General features: G+C 42.2%; 21 protein-coding genes. 6 read left to right on the top strand and 15 right to left on the bottom strand.

What is annotated here, in order from left to right:
- Window positions 1-42 precede the first annotated feature (42 nt).
- A complete protein-coding gene (locus GTQ34_RS03250) occupies window positions 43-1,386 on the top strand; it encodes a hypothetical protein (protein WP_166522318.1) in 1,344 nt (447 codons plus the stop codon).
- A gap of 99 nt (window positions 1,387-1,485) precedes the next feature.
- Window positions 1,486-1,926 carry a Dabb family protein gene (locus tag GTQ34_RS03245; protein WP_208103813.1) on the top strand — a complete coding sequence of 147 codons (441 nt, stop codon included), beginning with the start codon at window positions 1,486-1,488 and terminating at the stop codon, window positions 1,924-1,926.
- Window positions 1,927-1,979: 53 nt separating this feature from the next.
- Here GTQ34_RS03245 and GTQ34_RS03240 read toward each other — a convergent pair whose 3' ends face one another.
- The gene (locus GTQ34_RS03240) at window positions 1,980-3,146 is read right to left on the bottom strand and encodes an endonuclease/exonuclease/phosphatase family protein (RefSeq protein ID WP_166522317.1); all 1,167 of its coding nucleotides are present in this window, start codon (window positions 3,144-3,146) and stop codon (window positions 1,980-1,982) included.
- A gap of 417 nt (window positions 3,147-3,563) precedes the next feature.
- Between GTQ34_RS03240 and GTQ34_RS03235 the strand changes: the two genes are divergently transcribed.
- A complete protein-coding gene (locus tag GTQ34_RS03235; RefSeq protein ID WP_166522316.1) occupies window positions 3,564-4,073 on the top strand; it encodes a YceI family protein in 510 nt (169 codons plus the stop codon).
- On the opposite strand, the gene GTQ34_RS03230 is transcribed toward GTQ34_RS03235, so the two are convergent.
- The 8 genes from GTQ34_RS03230 to GTQ34_RS03195 are packed head-to-tail and all read right to left on the bottom strand — an operon-like array spanning window position 4,074 to window position 10,165.
- Window positions 4,074-4,511 carry a hypothetical protein gene (locus GTQ34_RS03230; protein WP_166522315.1) on the bottom strand — a complete coding sequence of 146 codons (438 nt, stop codon included), beginning with the start codon at window positions 4,509-4,511 and terminating at the stop codon, window positions 4,074-4,076.
- A 25-nt stretch (window positions 4,512-4,536) separates the two neighbouring features.
- Window positions 4,537-4,776 carry an acyl carrier protein gene (locus GTQ34_RS03225; RefSeq protein ID WP_166522314.1) on the bottom strand — a complete coding sequence of 80 codons (240 nt, stop codon included), beginning with the start codon at window positions 4,774-4,776 and terminating at the stop codon, window positions 4,537-4,539.
- A 15-nt stretch (window positions 4,777-4,791) separates the two neighbouring features.
- Complete coding sequence (locus tag GTQ34_RS03220; RefSeq protein WP_166522313.1) at window positions 4,792-6,063, bottom strand: beta-ketoacyl-[acyl-carrier-protein] synthase family protein; 1,272 nt, start codon at window positions 6,061-6,063, stop codon at window positions 4,792-4,794.
- Entirely contained in the window at window positions 6,053-6,493 is a 441-nt protein-coding gene (locus GTQ34_RS03215; RefSeq protein WP_166522312.1) for a 3-hydroxyacyl-ACP dehydratase FabZ family protein, read from the bottom strand. The genes GTQ34_RS03220 and GTQ34_RS03215 overlap by 11 nt, the downstream gene beginning before the upstream one ends.
- Window positions 6,493-7,275 carry an SDR family oxidoreductase gene (locus GTQ34_RS03210; RefSeq protein ID WP_313790402.1) on the bottom strand — a complete coding sequence of 261 codons (783 nt, stop codon included), beginning with the start codon at window positions 7,273-7,275 and terminating at the stop codon, window positions 6,493-6,495. The genes GTQ34_RS03215 and GTQ34_RS03210 overlap by 1 nt, the downstream gene beginning before the upstream one ends.
- Window positions 7,275-8,330 (bottom strand): type III polyketide synthase, encoded by a 1,056-nt coding sequence (locus GTQ34_RS03205; protein ID WP_166522310.1) that lies wholly within the window; start codon window positions 8,328-8,330, stop codon window positions 7,275-7,277. Before GTQ34_RS03205 ends, GTQ34_RS03210 begins: the two co-directional genes overlap by 1 nt.
- Before the next feature lie 3 nt (window positions 8,331-8,333).
- Window positions 8,334-9,044: a methyltransferase domain-containing protein gene (locus GTQ34_RS03200; RefSeq protein WP_166522309.1), complete on the bottom strand. Its 711-nt coding sequence runs from the start codon at window positions 9,042-9,044 to the stop codon at window positions 8,334-8,336.
- The gene (locus tag GTQ34_RS03195; protein WP_235914953.1) at window positions 9,044-10,165 is read right to left on the bottom strand and encodes an NAD(P)/FAD-dependent oxidoreductase; all 1,122 of its coding nucleotides are present in this window, start codon (window positions 10,163-10,165) and stop codon (window positions 9,044-9,046) included. Before GTQ34_RS03195 ends, GTQ34_RS03200 begins: the two co-directional genes overlap by 1 nt.
- 251 nt (window positions 10,166-10,416) lie before the next feature.
- Between GTQ34_RS03195 and GTQ34_RS03190 the strand changes: the two genes are divergently transcribed.
- Window positions 10,417-12,609 carry an amino acid permease gene (locus tag GTQ34_RS03190; RefSeq protein ID WP_166522308.1) on the top strand — a complete coding sequence of 731 codons (2,193 nt, stop codon included), beginning with the start codon at window positions 10,417-10,419 and terminating at the stop codon, window positions 12,607-12,609.
- 50 nt (window positions 12,610-12,659) lie between these two features.
- Here the strand turns inward: GTQ34_RS03190 and GTQ34_RS03185 are convergent, their stop codons facing one another.
- The 3 genes from GTQ34_RS03185 to GTQ34_RS03175 all read right to left on the bottom strand — a co-directional run bounded on the left by GTQ34_RS03185 (window position 12,660) and on the right by GTQ34_RS03175 (window position 18,035).
- Window positions 12,660-13,271 carry a hypothetical protein gene (locus GTQ34_RS03185; RefSeq protein ID WP_166522307.1) on the bottom strand — a complete coding sequence of 204 codons (612 nt, stop codon included), beginning with the start codon at window positions 13,269-13,271 and terminating at the stop codon, window positions 12,660-12,662.
- Between the two features lie 275 nt (window positions 13,272-13,546).
- Window positions 13,547-14,617, bottom strand: coding sequence for a leishmanolysin-related zinc metalloendopeptidase (locus tag GTQ34_RS03180; protein ID WP_166522306.1), 1,071 nt, complete (start codon window positions 14,615-14,617; stop codon window positions 13,547-13,549).
- Between the two features lie 283 nt (window positions 14,618-14,900).
- Window positions 14,901-18,035, bottom strand: a complete 3,135-nt coding sequence (locus tag GTQ34_RS03175) for a WD40/YVTN/BNR-like repeat-containing protein (protein ID WP_166522305.1) — start codon at window positions 18,033-18,035, stop codon at window positions 14,901-14,903.
- Window positions 18,036-18,374: 339 nt separating this feature from the next.
- Between GTQ34_RS03175 and GTQ34_RS03170 the strand changes: the two genes are divergently transcribed.
- Entirely contained in the window at window positions 18,375-18,686 is a 312-nt protein-coding gene (locus GTQ34_RS03170; RefSeq protein ID WP_166522304.1) for a hypothetical protein, read from the top strand.
- A 55-nt stretch (window positions 18,687-18,741) separates the two neighbouring features.
- Here GTQ34_RS03170 and GTQ34_RS03165 read toward each other — a convergent pair whose 3' ends face one another.
- Window positions 18,742-19,944, bottom strand: coding sequence for a PQQ-dependent sugar dehydrogenase (locus tag GTQ34_RS03165; RefSeq protein ID WP_166522303.1), 1,203 nt, complete (start codon window positions 19,942-19,944; stop codon window positions 18,742-18,744).
- A gap of 83 nt (window positions 19,945-20,027) precedes the next feature.
- The gene (locus tag GTQ34_RS03160; protein ID WP_166522302.1) at window positions 20,028-20,585 is read right to left on the bottom strand and encodes a DUF4251 domain-containing protein; all 558 of its coding nucleotides are present in this window, start codon (window positions 20,583-20,585) and stop codon (window positions 20,028-20,030) included.
- Window positions 20,586-20,676: 91 nt separating this feature from the next.
- Between GTQ34_RS03160 and GTQ34_RS03155 the strand changes: the two genes are divergently transcribed.
- A complete protein-coding gene (locus GTQ34_RS03155) occupies window positions 20,677-22,899 on the top strand; it encodes a DUF5916 domain-containing protein (protein WP_208103812.1) in 2,223 nt (740 codons plus the stop codon).
- On the opposite strand, the gene GTQ34_RS03150 is transcribed toward GTQ34_RS03155, so the two are convergent.
- Window positions 22,896-24,044: an MFS transporter gene (locus GTQ34_RS03150; protein ID WP_166522301.1), complete on the bottom strand. Its 1,149-nt coding sequence runs from the start codon at window positions 24,042-24,044 to the stop codon at window positions 22,896-22,898. The two genes, GTQ34_RS03155 and GTQ34_RS03150, sit on opposite strands and share 4 nt — an antisense overlap.
- Window positions 24,045-24,140: the final 96 nt, after the last annotated feature.

Raw genomic sequence — 24,140 nt, 5'->3', positions numbered from 1 at the left:
TTTTTGATTTTTGATTCCACTAAGTAAGACGCAACAGAACAAATGAAGAAAACAAGTTGGTTCAAGTTGATTCATTCCCATTCATGCTTTGAAATTTTTGTAATCTTTGTGGTCTATCAACAAGTCATGTATCACGAACAGACATATGTTCAAAAATGTTTAGAGCACATTGAGTCGCAATTGGGCTGGGGTGCTTCCGATACATGGCACAATGATATGTTCGTAGAGCTCAGTGAGCGCATTCAACAAGAGACCAAGGTACTTTTGAGCCCTGTGACCCTTAAACGAGTTTGGGGCCGAATTGACTATCAAAGTGCACCTAGCATTACCACTCTGAATACGCTGGCCCAGTTTGCAGGTTTTCAAAACTGGAGGGATTTTAAGGGTAAAGCCCCTAAAAAAAGTAGTTCAACCCTATCAAATAAGATAAGGGCCAATCTGGGCATTATTATGCTTAGTGCTTCGGTCATGACCCTGGTTTTCATTTCTTTTTATTCCCTTCGCGGCCCTGCCCCAACAGGAGAGCCCATCGATGTTTCGAAAGTGGTCTTCAAAAGCAGGCCCATTGCCAAAGGCTTGCCCAACTCGGTTGTCTTTGACCTTGATTTGGGAGAGATCAATTCTGATAGCATCCACATTCAACAGTATTGGGACCCCAAGAAGACCATTGATTTAGATCCCGGTCAAAAGCAGGCTACCGGGCAATACTATTTTCCAGGCTATTTTAGGGCCAAGCTCCTTGTGGATGGACAAGCTATCAAGCAGCATGACCTCTTTATCAAAACGGAAGGTTGGTTGGGAACTGTTGATTATCGCCCAATTCCCAAATACTTCGAATCCCAAGAGTTGCATAATGAAAAACTTGCTTTTCCTGTTAGGGCCATTGAAGAGATAACAGCAAATGAAAAGCCCATTAGCTCGACCTTTCATATGGTCAAGGATTTCGAAACAATCTCGGGCGACAATTTTGAGCTTCGTTCTACAATTAAAAACACATATCGGGATAAATGGGCGGTCTGTCAAAATGCTTCCATTATTATTTTGGGTACCAAAGGTGCCATGGTCATTGCATTTGCCATTCCCGGTTGCGCTTCCGAACTATGGGTGATGATGAACGATGTCTACATCAGCGGGAAAAAGCATGATCTTTCTGGCTTGGGGCTTGACCTTTCCGAAGCCATGGAGATCAAAATACTGGTGGAGGATAAGACCTTAAACGTAGTTTCACGTGGTCAAAAACTGTTCTCAGGAAGCTATAATGAAAGTATAGGGCGGATTGCTGGGGTACGCTATCGATTTTTGGGAACCGGAGAAGTGCACCAAAGTATACTTTCGAATTTAGAAGGGAAAACCGTTATCGATTTTATGGGTAATGGAAGCTTGTGACTTTCATTTATCGCTTTCAAAAAATAAGTAGAGAAAAAAACGAGGTTTGATTCCTGAAGAAATTTATAGCTACCTTTTTAAAAAATTAAAACAACGATTTTGAAAACAACTTTTTGCCATACACTATTCTTTATTGGTGTGCTATGTTCTTCTTTTTCCTGCAAGCAAAACCAAACTGAAAAAGCGGAATCTTCAATCAAAGACCATGAATCTGTAGTGCATACGGAAGACAGATTATTAAGGCATGTGGTCATCTTCAAGTTTAAAGAAGATTCAAGTGAACAAGATGTTCATGATCTTACTATGGCCTTTTACAACCTTACTAAAGAGATCCCTGTGATCAAGGATTTTGAATGGGGCCTTAATGATAGTCCGGAGGATTTACATCAGGGTTTTACCCATTGTTACCTGCTGACTTTTGAATCGGAAGAAGCAAGGGACTCCATCTATGCTCCCCATCCCGCCCATAAAGCGTTTGTAGAAAGCTTACAACCACATTTAGAAAAGGTATTTGTGGTGGATTATTGGACCAACCCTTAATATATTGTCATCGTGGCCGTCCATCCCAAAAAAGACCGTGGTACAGAGTACAGTCAGAGTTCAGCGACAATCTTATTTAACTTATTATCTAAAAAACTATGACTACTATCTGTTTGTATTTCTAACCAAACGGGTAAATGATCACTGATTTGGTTGCGTTTCCAATGGGCGTTAAAATAGCTTGTGAAAGCAGCATCGGAAGTTAGTGTGCTGGGGTCTGTTTTATGAGCCCGCATGAGGTCATGATATACTTGGATGGTTTCAGGGGTGTTTTTGTACACGTAGTCGAACAGGTTGAAGACCCCGCCGACCTCGGTTCCTGACTCGTCCGTAGCTATTTTAAAGTATTGGTCCACCCTTAAGAAAATACGGTCGTAAATCTGGTTCAAACTGGTGTTGGTGAATTTGCCGTGAAGCCCATCGCTCTCCACAAAACCTTGTGCATTGATCAAATCGACAATAGCAGTATCATCTTCATACAGGTTGGTATCGCCCAATATGATCATATTGCGGTCCTCAAATGGAATTTTGGTCAGTTTATCGGCCAAGAGATCCATCAGTAACCGTACTTCCTCCCTTCTAATTTCCTGGTCGGTCGGCTCCCCAGGATCATTATTGTCATCGCCAGGGTGCAAGTGGACACTGACAATGGAAAATTTCTTCCAACCACTTTCAAAACCAGTAAATGTAGGGGTACGCTTAAGCTGTTTTATGATGGGATTGTTGTCGGCCACTTCGGGTGGTATCACCAACTCTCCGGATAGGCCCGAATGAGTGACCCTCCGCGAATCATAAATAAATCCAAACCGTTCATCATTTCCAGAAGTTCCTTCTGTAACGTCACTCAGGGTATATTTCCAATGGCTGCCCAGTACCTTCATTACTTTTTTAAAATCCCCTAAATCACTATTGATTTCCTGTATGGAAATAATGTCAAACGCATCGATGATTTCCGCTATATAAAACAGCGATTCTGCTGTACGGGTTTTTATTCGACCAAAATTTTTAAGGTTCCAAGAAGCCAATAGCAAATTGTTGTCCACCGTTTTTGGGGGAACCTTTTCCTTAATTCCCTGTTTCAATAGTTGAAGATTTGTAATTGTTCTTTTTTTATCCTCATTATCCATCAAACGTTGGTAATCATTCTCTTCATCCAACATAATAAGGGCATACCTATCGTTGGCCAACTCAGAATTCGGCCGTAAGTCGTTGTACCACATACTATTTATTTTTGGGTTGTTTTAAAAATGGCTGTCATGTTAAATTTCAACAGACAGCGTTTATAATCGGGGGAAGATGCACGGGCAATTCACTGTTCCGTTAAAATTAACAATTACTTAGCAGAATTGGCTGTTGCCAAACCTTAAAAATTCTGTGGTTTTCTATGTTGATTTTCATATAAACCGTTCTGTCGAGTCTAAATGATTATTTGAAACACAAGTTGACATAAAAAACCGGCTCGCCATTTTCTTTCTATACATTTATGGTGAATTCTTCCTTAAGTGATTTTTGGCATTTTATTGCGTAATCCAGTTTAGAAAATGAGTAGAGGAAAACAAAAAAGCCTAGCGTAAATTACCTTAGTAATATTACTTTTACCATTCATATATTGAAGGATATATCGAGAATTAAACACTATGAAAAATCACTTTATCCTATTTTTTGTTCTTTTGCCAACTTTCTGGATCAGTGCTCAGAATGTAACCATTACAACTGCCAAAATTACTTTTGAGTTTCCATCCAAAAACGTGAAAGGAACTATCGGAGGATTTGAATCGACATCAAAAATTGATTGGGAAAACCCGTCCAATTCAGTATTTCAAGGTTCGGTGGAGTCCGCAACCTTGGATACGAATAATGGCCTTCGGAATTGGTCACTAAGGAGTTCGCGATACTTTAGCACAAAGACCTATCCAAGAATATCGTTTACCAGCAAAGAGGTCCGAAAAAAGGGTAACACTTGGGTGGTCTTGGGTGATTTGACCCTAAAGGGAATAAAAAAGCCTTTCCGAATTGATTTTGAACAGACCAATGGGAAATTGAAAGGTCGAGGCGAACTCTATTCTTCCGATTTCAATATAAAGATCAAAAAGCAGCGAGAAGACAATTTGGTCTTGGTTTATTTTGAATTGGAGATTGCCAAATAGTTATGGCTTGACTGTTTCTTTAAAAATGGCACCGTAAATTTTTGTTACAAGAGCATTTCCCAAAGGAAAGTAAAGCGCAAAAAAGAGTGCCATTCCCAAACTGAAGTTTCTTTCATTGAAAAGTTGATCTAAAAAATTGTTGGGATAGGCATAAGAAGTTTCCAGTGCATATCCTCCAAACTCTAAAAGCCCCATGGCAATTAGACCGTAAGCATACTGCTGATGAAAAGGCAGACCACGCAGTAAAAGTGAAATGGGAACCATATAGAGGATGTAGCACGTAATTACCTGCCACCAAAACGTGAATTTGGCTATCTCCAATTGTTGACCGACCCAATTCATTCCCAATCCCCACAAAAAATAAACCAGGCAGTAGGTGACCCATAGCTTGTTGTCCACGAAGAGCTTTGGTTTTGCCCATGTCCAAAAACGATTCATCAAGTAACTAATTTAGAAATGGTACTTAGGCCACTTTGTTTTCAATTATTTTCAAGGCATCAGAAACCGTCTGCATGCCATCCATATCCTCGTTTTCCAATTGTATGTCAAATGTATCTTCAACATCCAATACAATATCCACCAAGTTCGCAGAATTAATGTTCAATTCTTGCGTGAAATTGCTTTCCATTTTTATTTGATTGGCGTCCACATCATCTGGCAGGTATTGCGTTACAATTTCCTTGAGTCTTTCAAAGTTCTCCATACGGTCTTTTTCATATTATTTTTTGAATTGCCTAAAAATAACACAGCAATTAACATCTCCAAAACCAAAACTGGCCTTTGCAATGATTTTTGGGGCGAAGTCCAACGAATGAGTAACAATTTTTGAAGCATCCACCTGTTCTAAAATTCTGGGATGAACGTCTTCGCAGTTCATCGTTCCGTAAAGATTCCCAGACCTCAACTGAAGTACGGTCCCAACACATTCTATACTACCTGAAGCGGCCAAACAGTGCCCAAAATGTCCTTTAAAACTATTAATAAATGGAAAATCCTTCCCAGAACATTTCAAAGCAGTACTCCAATTCACAATTTCGTCGGGGTCCTTTGTTGTTGCAGTCAGGTGTCCATTAATGGCATCCACGTCGTTGGCTACGATTTTGGCATTTTCCAGAGCCTTGGTTATACATTGTTGCACCGCGATAGGATTTGCAGCGGTCATACTCCCGCCCTGTCGTTGTCCACCACTATTAGCTTCACCTCCCAGTATTTCTGCATAAATGGGAACTTTACGAGTCAAAGCGCTTTCCAAGGATTCCAAGACCAATGCCCCTGCCCCACTACCAGGAACAAAACCAGATGCGGAGGCACTCATAGGTCGACTTGCCTTTTCGGGTTGGTTGTTGAACTTTGTGGGTAAAATTCGCATAGCATCAAAGCCGCCCCAAACGTAGGGTCCGCTATCACTACAGCTACCCACCAACATTCTAACCGCTTTGCCAGACGCAATGCGCTCATAACCCATCAATACAGCTTCGGTTCCCGTGGTACAGGCTGAAGAATTCGTTGTTACTAGATTCCCAAGACCTATTATCCCTCCCAAGTACGCACTAATACCACTTGCCATGGTCTGAATTACTGAAGTGCTTCCCAGTCGTCGTACGTTTCCTGCGTCTACTTTGTAAATGGCTTCACGAAATTTATCCACTCCAAGGATTCCCGTACCAAATATGATTCCGCTGTCCCAATCCGGTTCTTGAAATTGAAGTTCCAAACCAGCATTTTTCCAAGCGTCCAACCCCGCAATTGTCCCATAAACGATGCCGGAGGAATTCAATCCTTTTAATTGAATTTTATTAAAGTATTCATTTAAGTTAACATTATCAATATTTGGTTTTCCAGCTACTTGACAAGAAAAATTAAGTTTTTCGAGTTCTTGATTATGGGTTATTCCCGATATCCCTTCGACAAGGGCTTTTTCAAAGGCTTCCAGGCCAATTCCATTGGGCGCACACACGCCAATACCTGTTACCACTACCCTATGCATCATCGCTATTTATTATTCCTGAAATGGTTCCCCTACAAACCAGTTCGCCTTTTTCGTTGAACATTTTTACCGAACACTTAAGTTTATGAAATCGGAAATATACCTTTTTGGAAGTCACAATTACTTTTTCTCCAGGAAATACCGGCAAAAGAAATTCCATCTCTGAACTTGTAAGGGCAATTTTCGAATTTTGGTCAAATTGGCCATCCACTAAATATATTCCAAGGCATACCAAGCCAATTTGTGCACAACATTCTGTAAGAATTACCCCTGGGGTGATGGGGTTTCCCTTGAAATGTCCCTCATAAAAGGGCATATCAGACCGAAAGGTATAAACACCTTTTGCTCCTTCGGCATCAACTTCCAATAATTCATCCACAAAAAGAAAGGGCTCTGAATACGGTAAGCTTTGTATGATTTCGTCAGTGTTCATTATTGCAGACTTTCTCCCCCATCTACCTTGATTACGGTACCTGTAATCCAGCGTGCTTCCGGTAATGTTAGTAAATAAACGGCATTGGCTACATCAGCCGGACTCGTCAGACGTTTGTTCGGATTGCGTTTTAGGGCTTTTTCAATCAAAATCTCATGCCCGGGAATCATGCGAAGCGATTTGGTATCGGTTACACCAGCTTGTATACAATTGGCCTTAATTCCCATAGAAGCAAACTCCAACGCTATGTTCCTGACGATAGCTTCTAAAGAGACTTTTGCGGCAGAAACTGCTGCATAGCCGCGCCAAGCTTTGCTATTTCCCTCACTGGTAAAGGCTATGACTCGTGCATCCGAATCAAAAAAATCATCTTCTACAATTAATTTGACCCAATCGAACAGACTGACTGCCATTGCTTGAAGGGTCAAATGGAAGTCTTGATTGGTCAAGACACCGGTACTTCCTGTCATAGGCTTTAGGTTTCCTTTGGCTATACTATGGACCAATACTTTGATTTTTCGATTTTTTATTAGGCTCTTCGTTGCTGTCCAAAGCTCTTGTTGTTTAGGTAGCGTCACCGCATCATTATTGAAACTATGACATTCTATTCCTTCTTGACGTAGCTGGTCAAAAAAACTTTCAATTTCCAGCATATCGGCTTTACGGTCGCGATGCACAATGACCAAATCGTAGCCTGCCTTTCCGAGTTTTTGGGCGGTGGCCGCTCCCAAACCAGAACTTCCCCCTAAAATCAACGCGATGGGTCTTTTGTTTGTCTCCATTACCATTCAATTAAAACGCGTTGTGCAGAAAAGCCGGGTCCAAAACTTAAAATCATTCCCTGTTCCCCCCTTGGGATTTCCTTTTTCATAAATTCTTCCAAGACGTAGAGTACGGTTGCGCTGCTCATGTTTCCATAATCCTTCAGTACTTTCCGTGTTTCGTCAATATTTTTTCCCAATTTTCCGAACAAATCTTCAACCGTCTGTACAATCTTTCTTCCTCCTGGATGAAAAATAAGATGCTGTACTTGTTCAATATTTGAGCCCAGAGTTTTTAAAAATGGATGGGTCAAATTAGGGAAGTGCTCCGTAATGGTTTCAGGCACCTTAGGGTCCAAAATCATTTTTAGACCACTATTGGTCAAATCGAACCCCATCATTTCGATGGCATCATAAAAATGGTACATTCCCTCCCCTAAAATTTTTGGGCCATGGTCATTGGCATGGGAAGATAACAAAGCGCAGGACGCTCCATCACCGAAAATGGCGGCACTTACCATGTTGGCCATACTAAAATCGTTGAGCTGAAAGGTTGCCGTTGGACTTTCGACGGCAATGATCGCTGCACGTTTGCCAGGATTCGCCTTTAAAAAATTATTGGCGTATATGATTCCCGACACCCCCGCCGCACATCCCATTTCAGTTACAGGAAGTCTTACGATATCTTGTCGCAATTGTAGTTCATTCACTAAATAGGCATCCAGAGAGGGAATCATTATCCCCGTGCAACTTACGGTAATGATGAAATCTAAATCTTCTGGTTGCCATGAGGCTTTTTGTAATGCTTTGGTAAGAGAATTTTTGCCCAGCTTCTTTACTTCTTCAACATAAACAGCATTTTTTTCTTCAAAGGATGTGGTCACAAAAACATCTTCAATCGGCATAATACCATAACGTTTGTCCACACCCGAACCTTCGAAAATTTTGATGACTTTTCTTCGAAACCGTTCATCTTGTCCTTCCAGCCAAAGATTCACAAAGGGAATGATTTCTTGGGTGGAACGACTATATTGAGGCAGTGCCTTAGCCAACTGAATAATTCTTGTGTGAGCCATAAATCAATTTGGTTGCATGGGCTTCATCACCCATAAATATCTAAAGGCCCATTTCCAAGTAATGGTATGGTGAACGTTTTTGAGATTGTCTGCCATTCTTTTTAATTCTAACTTACGAAATCCTTTGCTAATTGAGATAAGACCGTCTCTTTTGGCAATGGTTGACTTTATAAAAAAAAGACTGAAAACGTGAAATAGAAAATAGGCTGATTTACTACGTTGCAGATCATTGATGATGACACCTACTTTGGCCAATTCAGAGAATATCTCGATAAATTTCAGTATTTCTTTTTCTTCAAAGTGATGCATGGTCAAGGTACAGAGAAGAATATCACAATCCGGGACCTCATCTAGACTTAGGATGTCCGCTTTTTTAAACGAGATTGATTGATACGATTGAGAAGAATCTCTTGCCAATTGTATCACATCATCCCTTAGGTCAAATCCAACTAGATTCAACGTTATCCCCGTGTTTTTAAATTTTTTGGCCACTTCACGAAGTAAATGCCCATCTCCACAACCCATATCATAAATTGTATATGACTTTTTTGGATGACATTCAATTAGATCCTTAATTGCTTTTAAGGTAATGGCAGTGCCACCAAGGAGCGTGTTACATCGATTGATGTCCAAATAGGCCTTTCTGAAGGATTCCTTTTCTAGGTTGGGGTCGTCCAGATATTCCTCAACCAAACTTCTATTTGAAAAATCCATTACACTAAGATAGGTTTTCCGTGGGTTCGCTTTATGATTGTGGAAAGAAATGTTCCAGAATTTGGGATTATGGAAAATACACTATTGACCATTAATGGATTGGTGATCATGGTTTGTATTTTTCTTCCGAAATATAACCTAGAATTAAAATTTGATTTCCACAAAATTTTATAATTCTTTTCCATATCCGCTCGAGAATACGTTTTTTTTGTATAAAAACGAACAATTACATCTGATGCTATCTTTCCTGCGTGTATGGCCATGGCCATACCATTTCCACAGAGTGGATGAATAAGTCCGGCACTGTCTCCGCACATTAAAATATGATCGTGCACCACTTCCTTTTTTGCAAAGGATATTTGAGCTATACTAAGTGGGTTTTTGAACACGGGGTGGGCACTCTCCAAAAACTTTTTTAAAAACGGGTTTTTGGAAACCACCTCCTCGTTGAAGCTATCAATATTCCTGTACCGTTGAAAGCTTTGATAATTGGTCAAATAGCAAAAATTTACAACCCCATTCTCCACCATGGACAGACCTCCATAGCCCCCAGGGAAACAATGTAGGGAAACCTCATTTTCAGGATAATCCATCCCTTGAAAATGACATTTAACTCCAAGCCATGGCGATTTCCCATGAATAAATAAGCGATTCATTGTTTTGTCCAAAATTGAGCGCTTGCCAAAAGCACCAATGACCATTTTGCCTTTATATTCCTTCTCTTTGCTCTGAACAAAAAACTGGCCACCATCATGAATAATTGAAGAAACCGTTTCGAATACTATTTGAACTCCTTGTTTCAAAGCTAGTTGATACAGTGCGTTATCCAAAGCATATCTGCTAATTCCAAAACCTCCCAAGGGCAGTGTGCAGCTAAGCTTCTTCCCTTTTTGATTACTTAGCGAGAAGGTTTCTATTGAAACTGCTCCCAATTCTTTCAAATCCAAACCCAGAAACTCCAGAAAGGGTCTGACCTCATTCGAAACATACTCTCCACATACTCTGTGATGGGGATAAGGACTTTTCTCCAGAACCAAAACAGACAAACCCTTTTTGGAAAGATAAATTGAGGCGGTAAGTCCGGCCAGCCCTCCCCCAACGATAATGACATCGTAATTCATCAGGTGAAGTTACATTTAAAAAAGGTTCATTTCAAAATCATATTGATTGACCCAATTGATTTGTTGCCGGGTCATATTCCAGTTCCCTATAAATTATTAAAGTATTTTGACCTATTATCAAGCGTAGGTCGTAATTATGGCAAGCCAATGTTTTAGGAGGTTATTTGGGGTGGTAGTGAAAATATTGACCGGAATGCATTCATACTCATATAATCACTATTTTAATACCGAAATACGACCAGTCCCTATAAATGGAAGAACCAACTAAAAACCTCAAAAAATTTGGAACCTTTGGCGGGGTCTTTACACCCACCTTGTTGACCATTCTTGGCGTCATCATGTACCTGCGTTTGGGATGGGTGGTTGGAAACGCTGGTCTTTTGGGGGCTTGGTTGATCATTGGTATTTCTTTTTTAATCACCTTGTGTACCGCGCTATCAATGTCGGCCATTACCACAAACATCCGTATTGGTGCTGGAGGAGCCTATGCCATAGTGTCTCAGGCCCTGGGTCTCGAAGTTGGGGGAAGTCTAGGTATTCCGAGATACATTTCACAAGGTTTGGCCGTTACCATGTATATTTTTGGTTTTCGCGAAGGCTGGTTGGGTATTTTTCCTGACCATAATGCTTTTTTGGTGGATATTATTGTTTTTGGCGTGCTGATTACCATTGCCTATATCAGTGCGAACTTGGCCATAAAGACCCAGTTCATTATCATGGGTATTATTGCGCTATCCATTATTTCAATCATTATTGCGGCCTATGAAGGTTCCATGATCATACCCACCAGCGATGCCTTAAGTTGGGGCACTTTTAAAGGATCTATTGAAAACGGATTTAGTGGCAGCGATTTTTGGCTTGTTTTCGCGGTCTTTTTTCCCGCAGCAACAGGGATTATGGCTGGTGCAAATATGTCGGGAGAATTGAAAGACCCCAAACGTAGCATTCCAAGAGGCACACTCTGGGCCATTGGTGTAAGTTTTGTTATCTATATGCTAATTGCCTTTTGGATCTCAAGAAGTGCTACGGAAGCCGAATTACTTAATAACTATTACATTATGGTGGATAAAGCCTTTTTTGGTCCGTTGATATTGGCAGGGATACTCGGTGCCACTTTTTCGTCAGCTCTGGCTTCCATCGTTGGCTCTTCACGTATTTTGTTTGCCATGGGCGAACATAAGGTGCTGCCTTTTTCTAATTTTTTATCCGGTCAAAGTAGCAATGGGCAGCCGCGAAATGCCATGTTGGTTACCGGAATACTCATTTTCACTACGCTTCTATTGCGGAATATAAATGCTGTTGCACCTTTGGTGACGCTTTTCTTTCTGATTACGTACGCGATGATCAATATCGTGGTCATTATTGAGCAAAACCTGGGCTTAATCAGTTATCGTCCGGTTTTCAAGATTCATAGGTGGGTACCTTGGTTCGGATTGGTTTCCTCTATTTTTGCCATGTTCATCATTAACCCTTCGGTGAGTTTGATTTCCATAGCCATTGTTTTAATGGTGTATTGGTATTTGTCCCGTCAGAATTTGGAAACACCTTTTGAAGATGTTCGTTCAGGTCTGTTTTTTTCGTTTGCCGAATGGGCCGCCAAGCATACCTGGGGTATGAAAAAAATGCAACAACGTGCCTGGAAGGCCAATTTAATGGTCCCAGTGCGAGATATCAATGGGTTACGGGGGACTTTTGAGTTTTTGAGAAATATAGCCAAGCCCAAAGGTTCCATAAAATTGTTGGGGGTAGAGAGTTATTCGGAGAACAGCAGGCTGGCAGAAGCATTGGAGGCTATTTCGGAATCGTTTCGGGAAAAGGGTGTTTTTTCGTCTTCGTCGGTTATTCATACGGACGAATTTACCAAAGGAATCAATTACAGCAGCCAAGCGCTCCAAGGTGCATTTTTCAGGCCGAACATCATCTTTTTGAACTTGCAGAACCATGATGATTATGAGACCGAGCTGCGGCCTGTAATGAAAGAATCCATTCGGTTGGAAATCGGCGTCCTGCTCTATTTATCACATCCAAAAGCCTTATTGGGCCAACGCAATACCATCAATGTTTGGGTAAGTGACCGAAAAACCAATTGGGATATAGGCTGGGACATTGGTAACCTAGATCTTTCTATGTTGGTGGCCTATAAGTTGAAAATGAATTGGGGCGCCCGTATTCGGATCATCACTGTAATCAACGACTCGAAGGAAGAAAAAAATGCTCAAAAATTTTTAAATCAGCTAATTAACCTTGCTCGCCTTCCCGAAACACTCACCGAAGTACATGTAGGGGATTTTAACACTGTGGTCAGTCAAGCACCTGCCGCTGACCTGAACATTTTCGGGATGGACGCCGACCTTAAATTTGAGTTTGTGGAGACCATGTCCATCAAAACCCAAAGCTCTTGTTTGTTCGTTAAGGATTCGGGACATGAAAGCATTTTGGCTTAATAAACAAGTCTTGTAAAACAATATTTTGAATTAGCGAGGAGCAGAAACAGTTAATGTATTCCCCGGCAATTACTTTCCAAAGTGACCTGAACCCTGTCAATTTCTATAGCTCCTGATGGTAATTCTTCTGCTGTTAAACCTTCATAATCATTGGCGGCTTTCCATTTGGAGATGGTCTCGCTGAAAAATTGCGAAGCTGTAGTATTGGTCTCATAAACAACCAAATCATATGATTCTCCCTGGTCTCCCCCAAATCGGGTAACCACCTGCCACTTACCACTTTCCTTATAGGAAGTATTGGTGTAATCCGATTGCGGATAGTACTTGTTGTCCGAAGGCTTTAACAACACCCAAATGTCTTTATCATGTGTCTCGGGATAAACACCCATACTTAGAATTCGACATTTTACAACATCACCATCGACCGGGGATATTACTTGTACATCTGTCACAGGATATTTCACTTGTAATTTATTTCCGGTGTCGAAAGTTTCTATGTGGGCAATGGGGTTCATGGAACCGTAACCATATCCGCCGTAAAAAAGTAGCACCACTCCGATAATGCCCAAAGAAATCCGTATGCTAGTGTTCTGCTTGTATAATATTGCAAACAATAAACATATAGCACCTAAAATCACTGAAATAAATACACTTGTTAGCATAGCTATTTAATTTTATTCTTAAACACAATTTTCAAGAAAAGTCACCTTAATATAATAAAATTTAAGATGCTCTGCTACCAAAAACAGCAAATAAGTTGCGAGGAGCAAATCATATTTTAGGCTCACTTTGCTATTATTCCCTAAAAATATCCCCAAAGAAAAGTTTACGGTATGTGGGATACTAAAAAAGCTTGTCTTGTACCTTTTGGCGCAAAACAAGCTCTTTAAAAAATTATACTGCGTTGCGGAGCAACGAGCAGGATTTAAAAATTCTATTATTTCTTCTTAGAAGTAGTCACAAAACCAATGGGCTGCAAAAGCGTTTCCATTTCTGCGATATTTAGTCCTTCACTTGGACCAACATTTGATAAATCTCCGGGATCCACTCCTGGGGTACCCTTAGGCAAATCGTATGATTCTCCTACACTGGCTGTACCATAACCTAAATCTTTCATAGATCCTGCGGTAATTCTGCTTAAAGGGTTCTCACCAAGGTTCAAGAAACCGGTCATCAATTCATTGTTCAACAAGGATTCTCTCCAGTGTCCCAAAGCGGTACCGGGACCTCCGATGTTTTCAATGGGCAAAAATCCAGTACCCCCTTCAGCATTCCAGAAAACGTTGGCCTTGTTTCCAACAAAATAGGGATTACTCACAGGGCCTTCCAAGAGGGTTCTTGGAAAGAAGGGTTCAACATTCCACAAAGTACCCACACCCAATACGTGGCCCATTTCATGAACTATTACTTCTTCGAACAAATCTATTTCCTCTAGAAAATCAAGATCATCCACATCAAAGAACATTACCCCAGTCAGGGTCAAAAAGTCATCGGTGCGGACGAATCTAGGTCCTGCAGAACCAAGAATCATTCCAGGGCCATCGATGGGCGCCAAGGCCACTTCAATGACCAAATCATCCACAGTTCCGTCCACTGCTGGAGGAAAACCTGTGAAGGCAGAGGGTATTGTTCCAGTAAATGAGGGAACATCTTTAATTATGATACGCTCCCATCGAGCAGCAGCGTCTTCAAATACCTCTTCTTGTCTTTCAGTGACTGGCACTATGTATTTTAAGGTGATGTTGAACCGACCACGATCATTTCCCGGAGCCGTTGTAGCTCTGGCTTCCTCGGATGGAGACAGTGCTACTCCGTCAATAGTAATGATTTCCTCTGGGTCGGGCGCCAATTCTATCAGTTGTGCCTGATTGCCAGAAAGGTCTTGTGATTCTGGGTCCGCTGTTTCCTCAGAACATGAAGTAAAAACAAAGGTGCTTAATACAAAACTAAAAGCAAATAGCCGCAGTAGGTGAGTTTTGGGGTTTGAGTTTCGCAAAGATTTTTTCATAATTAGCTATCAAAATTAAGGTTGAAAAATAAGAACTATATCACATTAAATTACATACAGTTCGATTCAGTTCTGGCTAAATCTATAACAAAATTTTAACATTTCCTAAAGATACTTTATCATCGATTCTAATGCTGTATAATTTGAAGATTGGTTTTTCAGAAGGACTCTAATTTGGATTAAAAATTGACTATTTTTAGACTTAATACTAGATAAAACCGTCTCCCTGTCCATTTCCATAGAAAAAGTAATAAAAAAGATTGGATACTATGCGCTAGAGGTATTAACGAACCTCTGTTACATACAACTCTGGCAGTCCAGCATTTTGAAGCAGCGTATTGTACTGGGACACATCTTGGGTCTTTATGATCTGTAAGTTCGCTTTCAGCTTTGTCCATTGGTTCAAGTAGTCTCGGGTGACATCACGTACGCCTTGTGTCACCGGCAGGTTGCCCCGACCTATACGATTGAGAAAGTCCTTAAACTTGATCAAGAGCCGAGCCTCGAACATGTAGTTGCTCTGGTAAGTACGCATCTCCTTTTGCAAAATTTCGTCAATCCAATCTTCTATTCTTGTGTTCAACGCCTTGCCTTTTTCTTGTAGTTGGGCATCATCGGTCTCTCCCAATAAAAATTCCAACTGCTGCTGTATCTTTCGAAGGTCACGCACGCCTTGTGCCATTTCAGTGGCCCCTTGGTACAACGAATGGGAGAGACCATTGCGTTCAGCATAGGCAGCCTCGACGTTGTCCACACTGGTTTTAATGCGAGGGTCTATGGTAATGGCAAAATCCTGAATAAGTACTTGGTCTCCCACGGTAAGTTTCACTTTGTAGTTGCCAGGTGCAGCATCGTAAGCACTCAGGTCGCGATTGGTGGTGTAGAGCTCGGTTAGGCAGTCGAAGCGGCCGATTCGCATATTCCAACGGTAGCGGTGAGCGCCCTTACTTTTTTTCAATTGGGGTTTTACAAGGGTATCACACCCTACTTGGGGACTATTACTCTGTTCGGCATGAATCACCTTACCTTTGCTGTTCAATATCTCAAGCGAAATGGGAGTATCCTCCCCTATCTCTTCATTGTTCAGATAATGAATCTGTACACCCTTGGGTGGGTTCTGTCCAAAACCGCCATCAATACTGTACGCCACCGAAAGCTCGGCATGGGTGTCCCGCGGCTGGTAGAGATAATGATTGGCTTGCGCTACGGCATCTGTAATTTGGTGCAAGGGGGTTAGGTCGTCCAAAATCCAAATAGCGCGGCCTTGGGTGGTAACCACAAGATCCTTTCGCTGTACCCGCATATCAGTTATGGGCACTTCGGGCAGATTGTTCTGCAAGGGTAGCCACTGTTGGCCATCGTTGAAGGAAACAAAGACCCCGGTCTCTGTGCCGGCGTAGAGTAGTCCCTTGCGGTCTGGGTCCTCACGCACGCTGCGTGCAAAAGTATCACTAGGTAATCCGTTCACGATTTTCTCCCAAGAAGCACCATAATTGCTGGTTTTATAAATCATGGGTGTGAAATTGTTCAGTTTATAGCCCGCCACTGCAATGTAGGCTGTGGCCACATCGTGAGGCGAAGGCTCCACCACATTGATGATGGCCTCCGGAAGCCCTTTGGGCGTTACATTGGTCCAAGTTTGTCCGCCGTTTTGGGTCACGTGCACCAGACCACAGTCCGAACCTACCCAAACCACCCCTTCGCGAAGAGGGGATTCTTCAATATTGAACAAGTTATTATAGCTTTCTGCCGTAATCTGTTCATTAGTAATGGGGCCACCTCCTTTACCCTGATGGTCTTTGTTATTGCGGGTTAGGTCTTCACTTACGGTTTGCCAAGTAATGCCACGGTCAATGGATTTCATAACGTATTCTGAGCCGTAGTAGATTACATCGGGAATGTGGGGCGATACAATCACAGGACCATTCCAATTGGACCGCAGCTTCAAATTTTTGGGTTGCTCCCCACTGATGCGCTCTGGATAAGGCCGAACCATTCGGGTATTGTCAATATCGCGGTCCCACTCCACAAAATTGCTGGCAAAATAGGTAGAGTACACAAAACGGGGATTGTTAGGATCCATGGCCACAGTGGAAGATTCCCCGGCGCGCATAACATCCCAGTGCATCTCACCAATTCCGTCGTCCATTACACGACTGTCAATAGCGATAGTACTGTTGTCTTGCTGTCCGGAATATACCCGATAGGGATTTCCGTTGTCGGTAATGCAGCGGTAGAACTGTCCTGTGGGCTGGTTCATAAGGGTAGACCAGGTTTCACCGCCATTGTATGTGACTGAGGCACCCCCGTCGTTGGCATTGATCATAATATCGCTGTTGTTGGGATTGATCCACATATCGTGATGGTCCACATGACTGCCCGGACTTCCAGTGAAGGTTTTACCCCCATCAATGGATTTCATGGCAAAGCTGTTCATTACCCATAATTCATCTTCATCATTGGGGCCGGCAATGATATGCATGTAGTACCAAGGCCGCGCAAAGGTGGTTGCATTGTTACTGGTGTGCCGAAAAGTCTCTCCAGCATCATCCGAACGGTAGACACCCCCTTCACGTTCCTTTGCCTCAATGGCCAGATATACCACATTGGGATTGGCAGGTGAAATATCGACACCGATTTTACCCATAAGTTGAGGTAAGCCTTTGCTAATCTTTTTCCAAGTTTTGCCACCATCGGTCGACTTCAACACCTGACTTCCTGGACCTCCACTGTGCAATGCCCAAGGTTTGCGCTGAAATTCCCAAGATGTGGCCATCATTATATTGGGATTTTCTTCGCTAACGGAGAGGTCCACAATACCAGAATGCTCGTTGATATAAAGAATCTTCTCCCAGTTTTCACCCCCATCCTCAGATAGATAAAGTCCGCGATGTTCATCTTTGCCCCAGGGATTCCCTTGTGCTGCCACATATACTTTATTGGGGTCCTTGGGATGCACATACACTTCCCCAATATGCCGGGTTTCGGTAAGGCCAATATGTTTCCATGTCTTTCCAGCATCGGTGGATTTATACATGCCGTCTCCATGTGAGGTCTTTACGCCACGAATACAAGATTCTCCGGTGCCCACATAAATAATGTTATGGTCTGATGGTGCCACCGTGATGTCTCCAATGCCCGTAGTGTTGAAAAACCCATCGGAAATGTTATTCCAAGTATTGCCCCCATCGGTAGTTTTCCACACACCACCTCCAGTGGAACCCATGTAATACGTAAAAATATCGTTGGGCAATCCTTCCACAGTCGTCACCCGTCCTCCGCGAAAAGGTCCAATGTTGCGATAAGTCATGGATTCGTATAATTTCTCTGTAATCTTGGGTTCATTGGTTTTTCGCTGTGACTGAATTGAAATGATGGCACAAAAACAAATAATAAATAAGTAAAAACGGGTTTTCATTAGGTCGATTTTGGCATTGATGCACATAAATATAGGCTGAAAAAGAAAACTATGTAAAACTTGATGGTATTTACCTCGCATCTAGACCATAATATCAAAAATTGATATCCATCAATTGAAAACAATCATTCATCAATTGAAACAAACCATATATCAATTTATACCGAGTATTTCACTACTCTTTGATACCTTAATTCTTATTTAAGAAAATGACTACTCTAGAAACGATAAACCTCTTACAGATTATCAGTCTTATTCTGGTTGGGTTCATTTTGTACATGCTTGGTTTTTTGCATGGAACCTATTGGAAAAGAAGAAATGGGGTATAAAATTTTTGGTATGATTGATTATCAGCCCAAGAAAAGCCTTGTTTTTTGCAGCAACCATGAGTTTATTATAAAAGTTGATGAGCTCCAGAATCAGAAAATTCGATATAGGTGTTGGCGAAGGCCCAAAACTGTGTCGCATCCACCCGATTTGATTTTACTCAATAGAAACATACGGGTTTTCGACCAAGAGGATAAGTTAGAATTTGTATTTCCTTTTGGCGAATGGACTTATGTGTTGGAGAAAATCACCTCAAAGGATACGCTATCGACCTCCCATATATTCTTGGAAGTTTCAGACAATCAAAATCAAAGATTCACCTGAAATTACAGGACATACAAATATCAGGCTGTTATCCTAAGTCCCTGTAACGTATTGTTCAGTCTTTTTCCGAATAAGTAACTCTATAAATGGCGTCTCCAACATCATCAGAAATTAGGAGCGAGCCATCTTCTAAAAACAATAAATCGACAGGGCGACCAAATGCCTCCTGTTTTTCTTCATCCAACCAACCATAAATGAAGGGTTCATAACTCACCGCCTCATTATTGTTCAGTTTTACCAAAGTGACCCTATATCCCACTTTGGAAGAACGGTTCCAAGAGCCATGCTCCGCAATAAATGCATGTCCCTTATATTCTGTTGGAAACATGGATCCTGTATCAAACTTGACCCCGAGCGGTGCCACATGGGCCCCGAGTGGTTGTACAGGTGATACAAAATCGGAACAGGGACGTTGGTCACCAAACTCTGGGTCTTTGACTGTACCGCCATGGCAGTAGGGATACCCAAAATGTTGCCCAGGTTCGGTAATCCGATTCAATTCGCAAGGAGGTACATCATCTCCCATGAGATCTCTTCCATTATCGGTAAACCACATCTCCTTGGTTTCTGGATGCCATGTGAAGCCAACTGTATTTCGCACTCCCTTGGCATAGATTTCGCGATTTCCGCCATCGGCATCCATCCGAGTAATAGTGGCAAAACGTTCATCTTCGTCACTACGCTCACAGATATTGCAAGGCGCACCTACGGGCACATAAAGCTTGTCATCCGGACCAAAAGCGATGTATTTCCATCCGTGATGGAACTCTGTGGGGTAATCATCATAGATAATCTCTGGTTCCGATGGATTTGAAAGTTGTTGTTCTATATTGGCATAACGCAATAGCCGACTTACTTCTGCGACATAAAGTGACCCATTTCTAAATGCCACTCCATTAGGTTGCTCCAAATCAGTGTCAATAACTATAACTTCATCCGCCTTAAAATCACCATCGGTATCCGTTATGGCATATACATTGCCCTCATTACGGGTTCCTACAAAAAGGGTCCCTTCGCTGCCCATCGCCATAGACCGGGCTCCTTCTACGCCTTCTGCAAAAGTGTCAATCTTGAATCCCTCAGGAAGCTTCAAAAGTTCCAATGGCAAACTTGAGCTGGATGGTTCATTATCTTCATTCTGGGTAACATCGTCCGCCATCTCTTGTGCACTATTTTCTTTTTTTCCATTACAGGAAAGAATCGACAAACAAAATATGGCGCATAGGGAAAATGACAAGGCTGAGCAGTACGTCTTCATGTTTTTTGGATTTTAAGTGTATAAAACTATGACAAAATGATTGATTGCGGGACCGAAAAAAACATATTTGAACAAAAGACTCTTTATTCGTTGGTGTCTGCCGAGATTTTTCCAAAGTACTGAATGAGCCTTCTGTGGGTACTTACAATGCTTACGGTACTGTAATTTGAGGGAAGAATTATAGCGGTCACCTCAAAATTTTCCGTTCCATCGTTGATTTCGAAACTCATGTTGTACCCTCCTTGCCTTTCGTTGGCAGTCATTTTAAAATCTGTCGGAACACCCTTAAATTCAATTCCAGCGTCCTTTGGGTTATAGATTCCTGGCATTTGCTGTTCACCAAAGTATGGAAATCGAGCTATTGCACTGTCACCGGCAATACGCAGATAACTTTCAGAATCCGCCAAATCGATTCGGTTGAGCGTGCTGTTAAAGGGAAGGAGTCCAGCGTTGGCAATGGCATTCATGCTTTGGGTCGGTAATGGTCTCGCCCAATCCGCAGTAATGACAAAAAACCGTTGTTCCAGAAGCTTGTTTAGGGCCTCAACCTGTTCGGGCGTAGCCATGTTTTTTGAGTGTGATGCACAGCCCACTCCAACAAGAATTGACAATCCCAAAATTAGACTCAAAACAAACTTCATTTTCATCGGTTTAATCCTCTTTTGAAGATACAAATTTTGCGGCAAAGTTCCGATTATTGAATTATATTTAACGTCTAACCAAACCCCTTTTATGAAAATTTCCCCCGGGAAACTGTTCTTGGCTTTTGTAGTGAATCTCCAAATACTGCAATCACAACAAAATCTTGATCAAACCCAACCAACAAACAAACCGGAATATTATGCCACTGCATTGGAACAAGACCCAGCTATTGATGGGGAGGTTATTAATGACCAAGTTTGGCAGACCGTTCCTGCCATAACCAATCTCAAACAACTGCGTCCCAATTATGGCGAACTGGTTTCGGAAAGGACCGAGGTCCGAGTGGCCTATTCCAGCACTACGTTCTATGTATCGGTTGTTTGCTACGATAAGGATGCCGAAGACATTGTGGTCTCCGACTCTCGAAGAGATGCAGATTTAAACGATGAGGATAGTTTTTTGTTCATCATCGACACCTATCACGATCGGCAAAATGGATTTCTGTTCGGCACCAATGCCCAAGGCATGGAGTATGATGCCCAAATTGATAATGAGGGCAAGGGGAACTTCAATGCCAACAGACAACAAGGTGGTGTCATCGGCGGGACCAACCTTAATTGGGATGCCACATGGAAAGTGAGATCACAACTGGGCGACTATGGCTGGAGTGCAGAATTTGCCATACCCTTCCGTTCTCTGCGCTATGCTCCCGGAAAAGATAAAACATGGGGGCTCAATTTGAGAAGGAACATCAGCAAAAATACCGAAACAGCCTTTTGGACATCCCTCCCATTGGGCTTCGATATGAAGCGACTATCGCTCGCCGGGGAACTCAAAGGACTTGACCTTAGGAATCCAGGTAACTTAAAATTAATTCCTTATGTGTTGGGGCAACATGTAAACGACAAGTCGGTTGACCCCAATGAAACCGACACCAATTTTGATGCTGGTGCGGACATCAAATATAGCGTTACTCCTAGCGTAACCCTGGACCTTACCTACAATACTGATTTCGCCCAAGTGGAGGTAGACGACCAACAGGTAAATTTGGACAGATTCAATCTGTTCTTTCCTGAGAAAAGAGCTTTTTTCCTCGAAAATGCGGGACAGTTTAGTGTAGGGAGTCCTGGAGAAGTAGATTTGTTTTTCAGTAGACGGATTGGTATTGGCGACGATGGTGATTTGGTGCCCATTATTGGTGGGGCCAGACTCTCTGGTAAGGTTGGCCAGACCAACGTGGGTTTTTTGAGCATGTTCACCGATGATGTGGATGAAGCGGCCATACAAAAGAACAACTTTACCGTTGCACGGGTCAATCATGATTTTCAAGGTACTCGCTCTTCGTTGGGCGGCATCTTCATCAATAGGGCCGGATTGGGAGCTATGGAGGACGACTATAATCGAGTTTTTGCTTTGGACGGTAAATGGGGAATCGGGAACAAGGCCGAAGTCGATGGTTTCGTCGCCAAAAGTGTTACTCCGGGCATCGAAAACGGTGACCATGCTTTTAAAATATTGGGAAATTACAACTGGAACGGTTGGGACCTACGTGCCGGTTACACCGAGGTGGGCGAAGGATTTAATCCTGAAGTGGGCTTTTTACAGCGAACTGCTTTCCGTAAACCCGAGTTTTTAGTTTTTAAGGCACATCGATTTAAAAATGCAGGCAATTTGTTGGAAATACGGCCCCATGTTTCCTATCGAGGCTATTGGGATTTTGATGATCAATTGATCACCGGCTTTTTGCATGTGGACAACCATTGGGAGTTTAAAAGCGGGTTCGAGGTGCATACGGGCATCAACTTTACCACAGAGCGTGTGTTGGAAGATTTTACAATATCCGATGTTACCGTGCCAACTGGCAATTACAGAAACCAAGAGCTTCAGCTTATCATAATCACCAATCCGAACAATGCATTCTCCTTTGATACCCGGACGATTATCGGTGGTTATTTCAACGGCCATCAAATTGCGAATAGTGGAACCGCCAGATATCGTATTGGAGACCGATTCAACAGTTCCCTAACCCTGAGCCATAATGATATTCAATTGGATACAGGCAATTTAACCGCCTTAGTCGGGGGACTGCGGCTTTCATATTCCTTTACCCCTCGTATGTTCTTGCAGAGCTTAATCCAAAGAAACAACGTGTCGAACATCACTTCGGTAAATGCCCGTTTTGCTTGGCTACAAAACGCCAATACAGGTCTCTTTGTGGTGTTCAATATTGTAAAGGATGATGATTTGATTGACGGTATTGACAATCAAGTGTTCACGATTAAGTATACCCATAGGTTTGACATTCTGAACTAGTGGTGAAGCCTTCTATTCCATAATACGATGTATATCATACCCATTAAAGCTAAAATAGCGCAACCGTATAGGGCATGAGTAATACGGAGGACGTCTTCTTTATAATACCAACCGGAGATTAATGCTGCCAATCCGATGCCCGCTTCCAAGGAAATGTACATGGTGGCCATGGCCTTTCCTTTTTGCCCTGGTTGACTTAAATCAATGGTCCAGGCGTGTATGGCCGGAGTTACCACCCCCATTCCAAACCCATACAATCCTGCCCCAACAAGCAGTCCGAGTTTGGTGTTAAAATAGCCAATGGATGTTAAGGCAATAATCAACAATACCAATCCTACCATAATTACCTTTGACCTTCCGTAGCGGTCTGATATTTTCCCGGCTATGATTCGAACCACCAAGGATGAAACGGTGAAAACAATAAAGAATACACCTTTGTTGGCAAAACCAACCGCTACCGTCCAATCGGGAATTAGGGTAAGAATGACTCCAAGACTGGTATATGCGAGAAAGTTCACTATGGATGCCGGCATGGCCTCGACCGCGATTATGTCACTTTTCGAAATTTTCAACAGGGCCCATCGAAATGCTTGTTTTTGGGGCAATGTTTCCTTCAGGTTCACCATGAGCAACAAGGCCAAAAAAGCCATCAAGGAAGAGCTATGGAACAATACCTCATAGGAATGGTGCAATTTAATGAAACTACCCATGGCAGGGCCAATGGCCATTCCTGTACTAAAGGCTATTCCATGTATTCCCATGGCCTCGCCCAAACGTTGATGTGGGACCACGTCCGAAACAAAAGTTGAGGCTGCAGTCGGTGTAAAACCAGTGGAAAAGCCATGAAAAAGCCGTAAAAGTAAGAATCCATATACCGTGGTCAAGAGGGGATAGAAAAAACCGCAAATCAGACAGACCAAGGCACCAAAAATCAGTACAGGTCTTCTACCAATGGTGTCTGTCAGTCTTCCACTAAAAGGTCTTGACAGTCCCGCAGTCAATGTAAACAACGCTATGATCAAACCAATGTATTCCGCTCCACCCAAACTTGCCAAATAGGATGGTAACTCTGGGATCAACATATTAAAGCTTGCAGAAAACAACAAAGAACCAAAACATATCAATATAAATTTTGAGCTATACATTGGAGTTTGTTCAGTGTTTTTATCAATTTTAGCCGTTGTCTTCACTAATGGTATTGCTTAACTTTAGCACAAAGAAATTTCTTCTTTCATTTACAA

The sequence above is a fragment of the Flagellimonas ochracea genome, assembly GCF_009903685.1.
Lineage (GTDB): Bacteria > Bacteroidota > Bacteroidia > Flavobacteriales > Flavobacteriaceae > Flagellimonas > Flagellimonas ochracea.
Note: the sequence above shows the minus strand (reverse complement) of the source record. Positions and strands in the feature narration are given on the sequence as shown.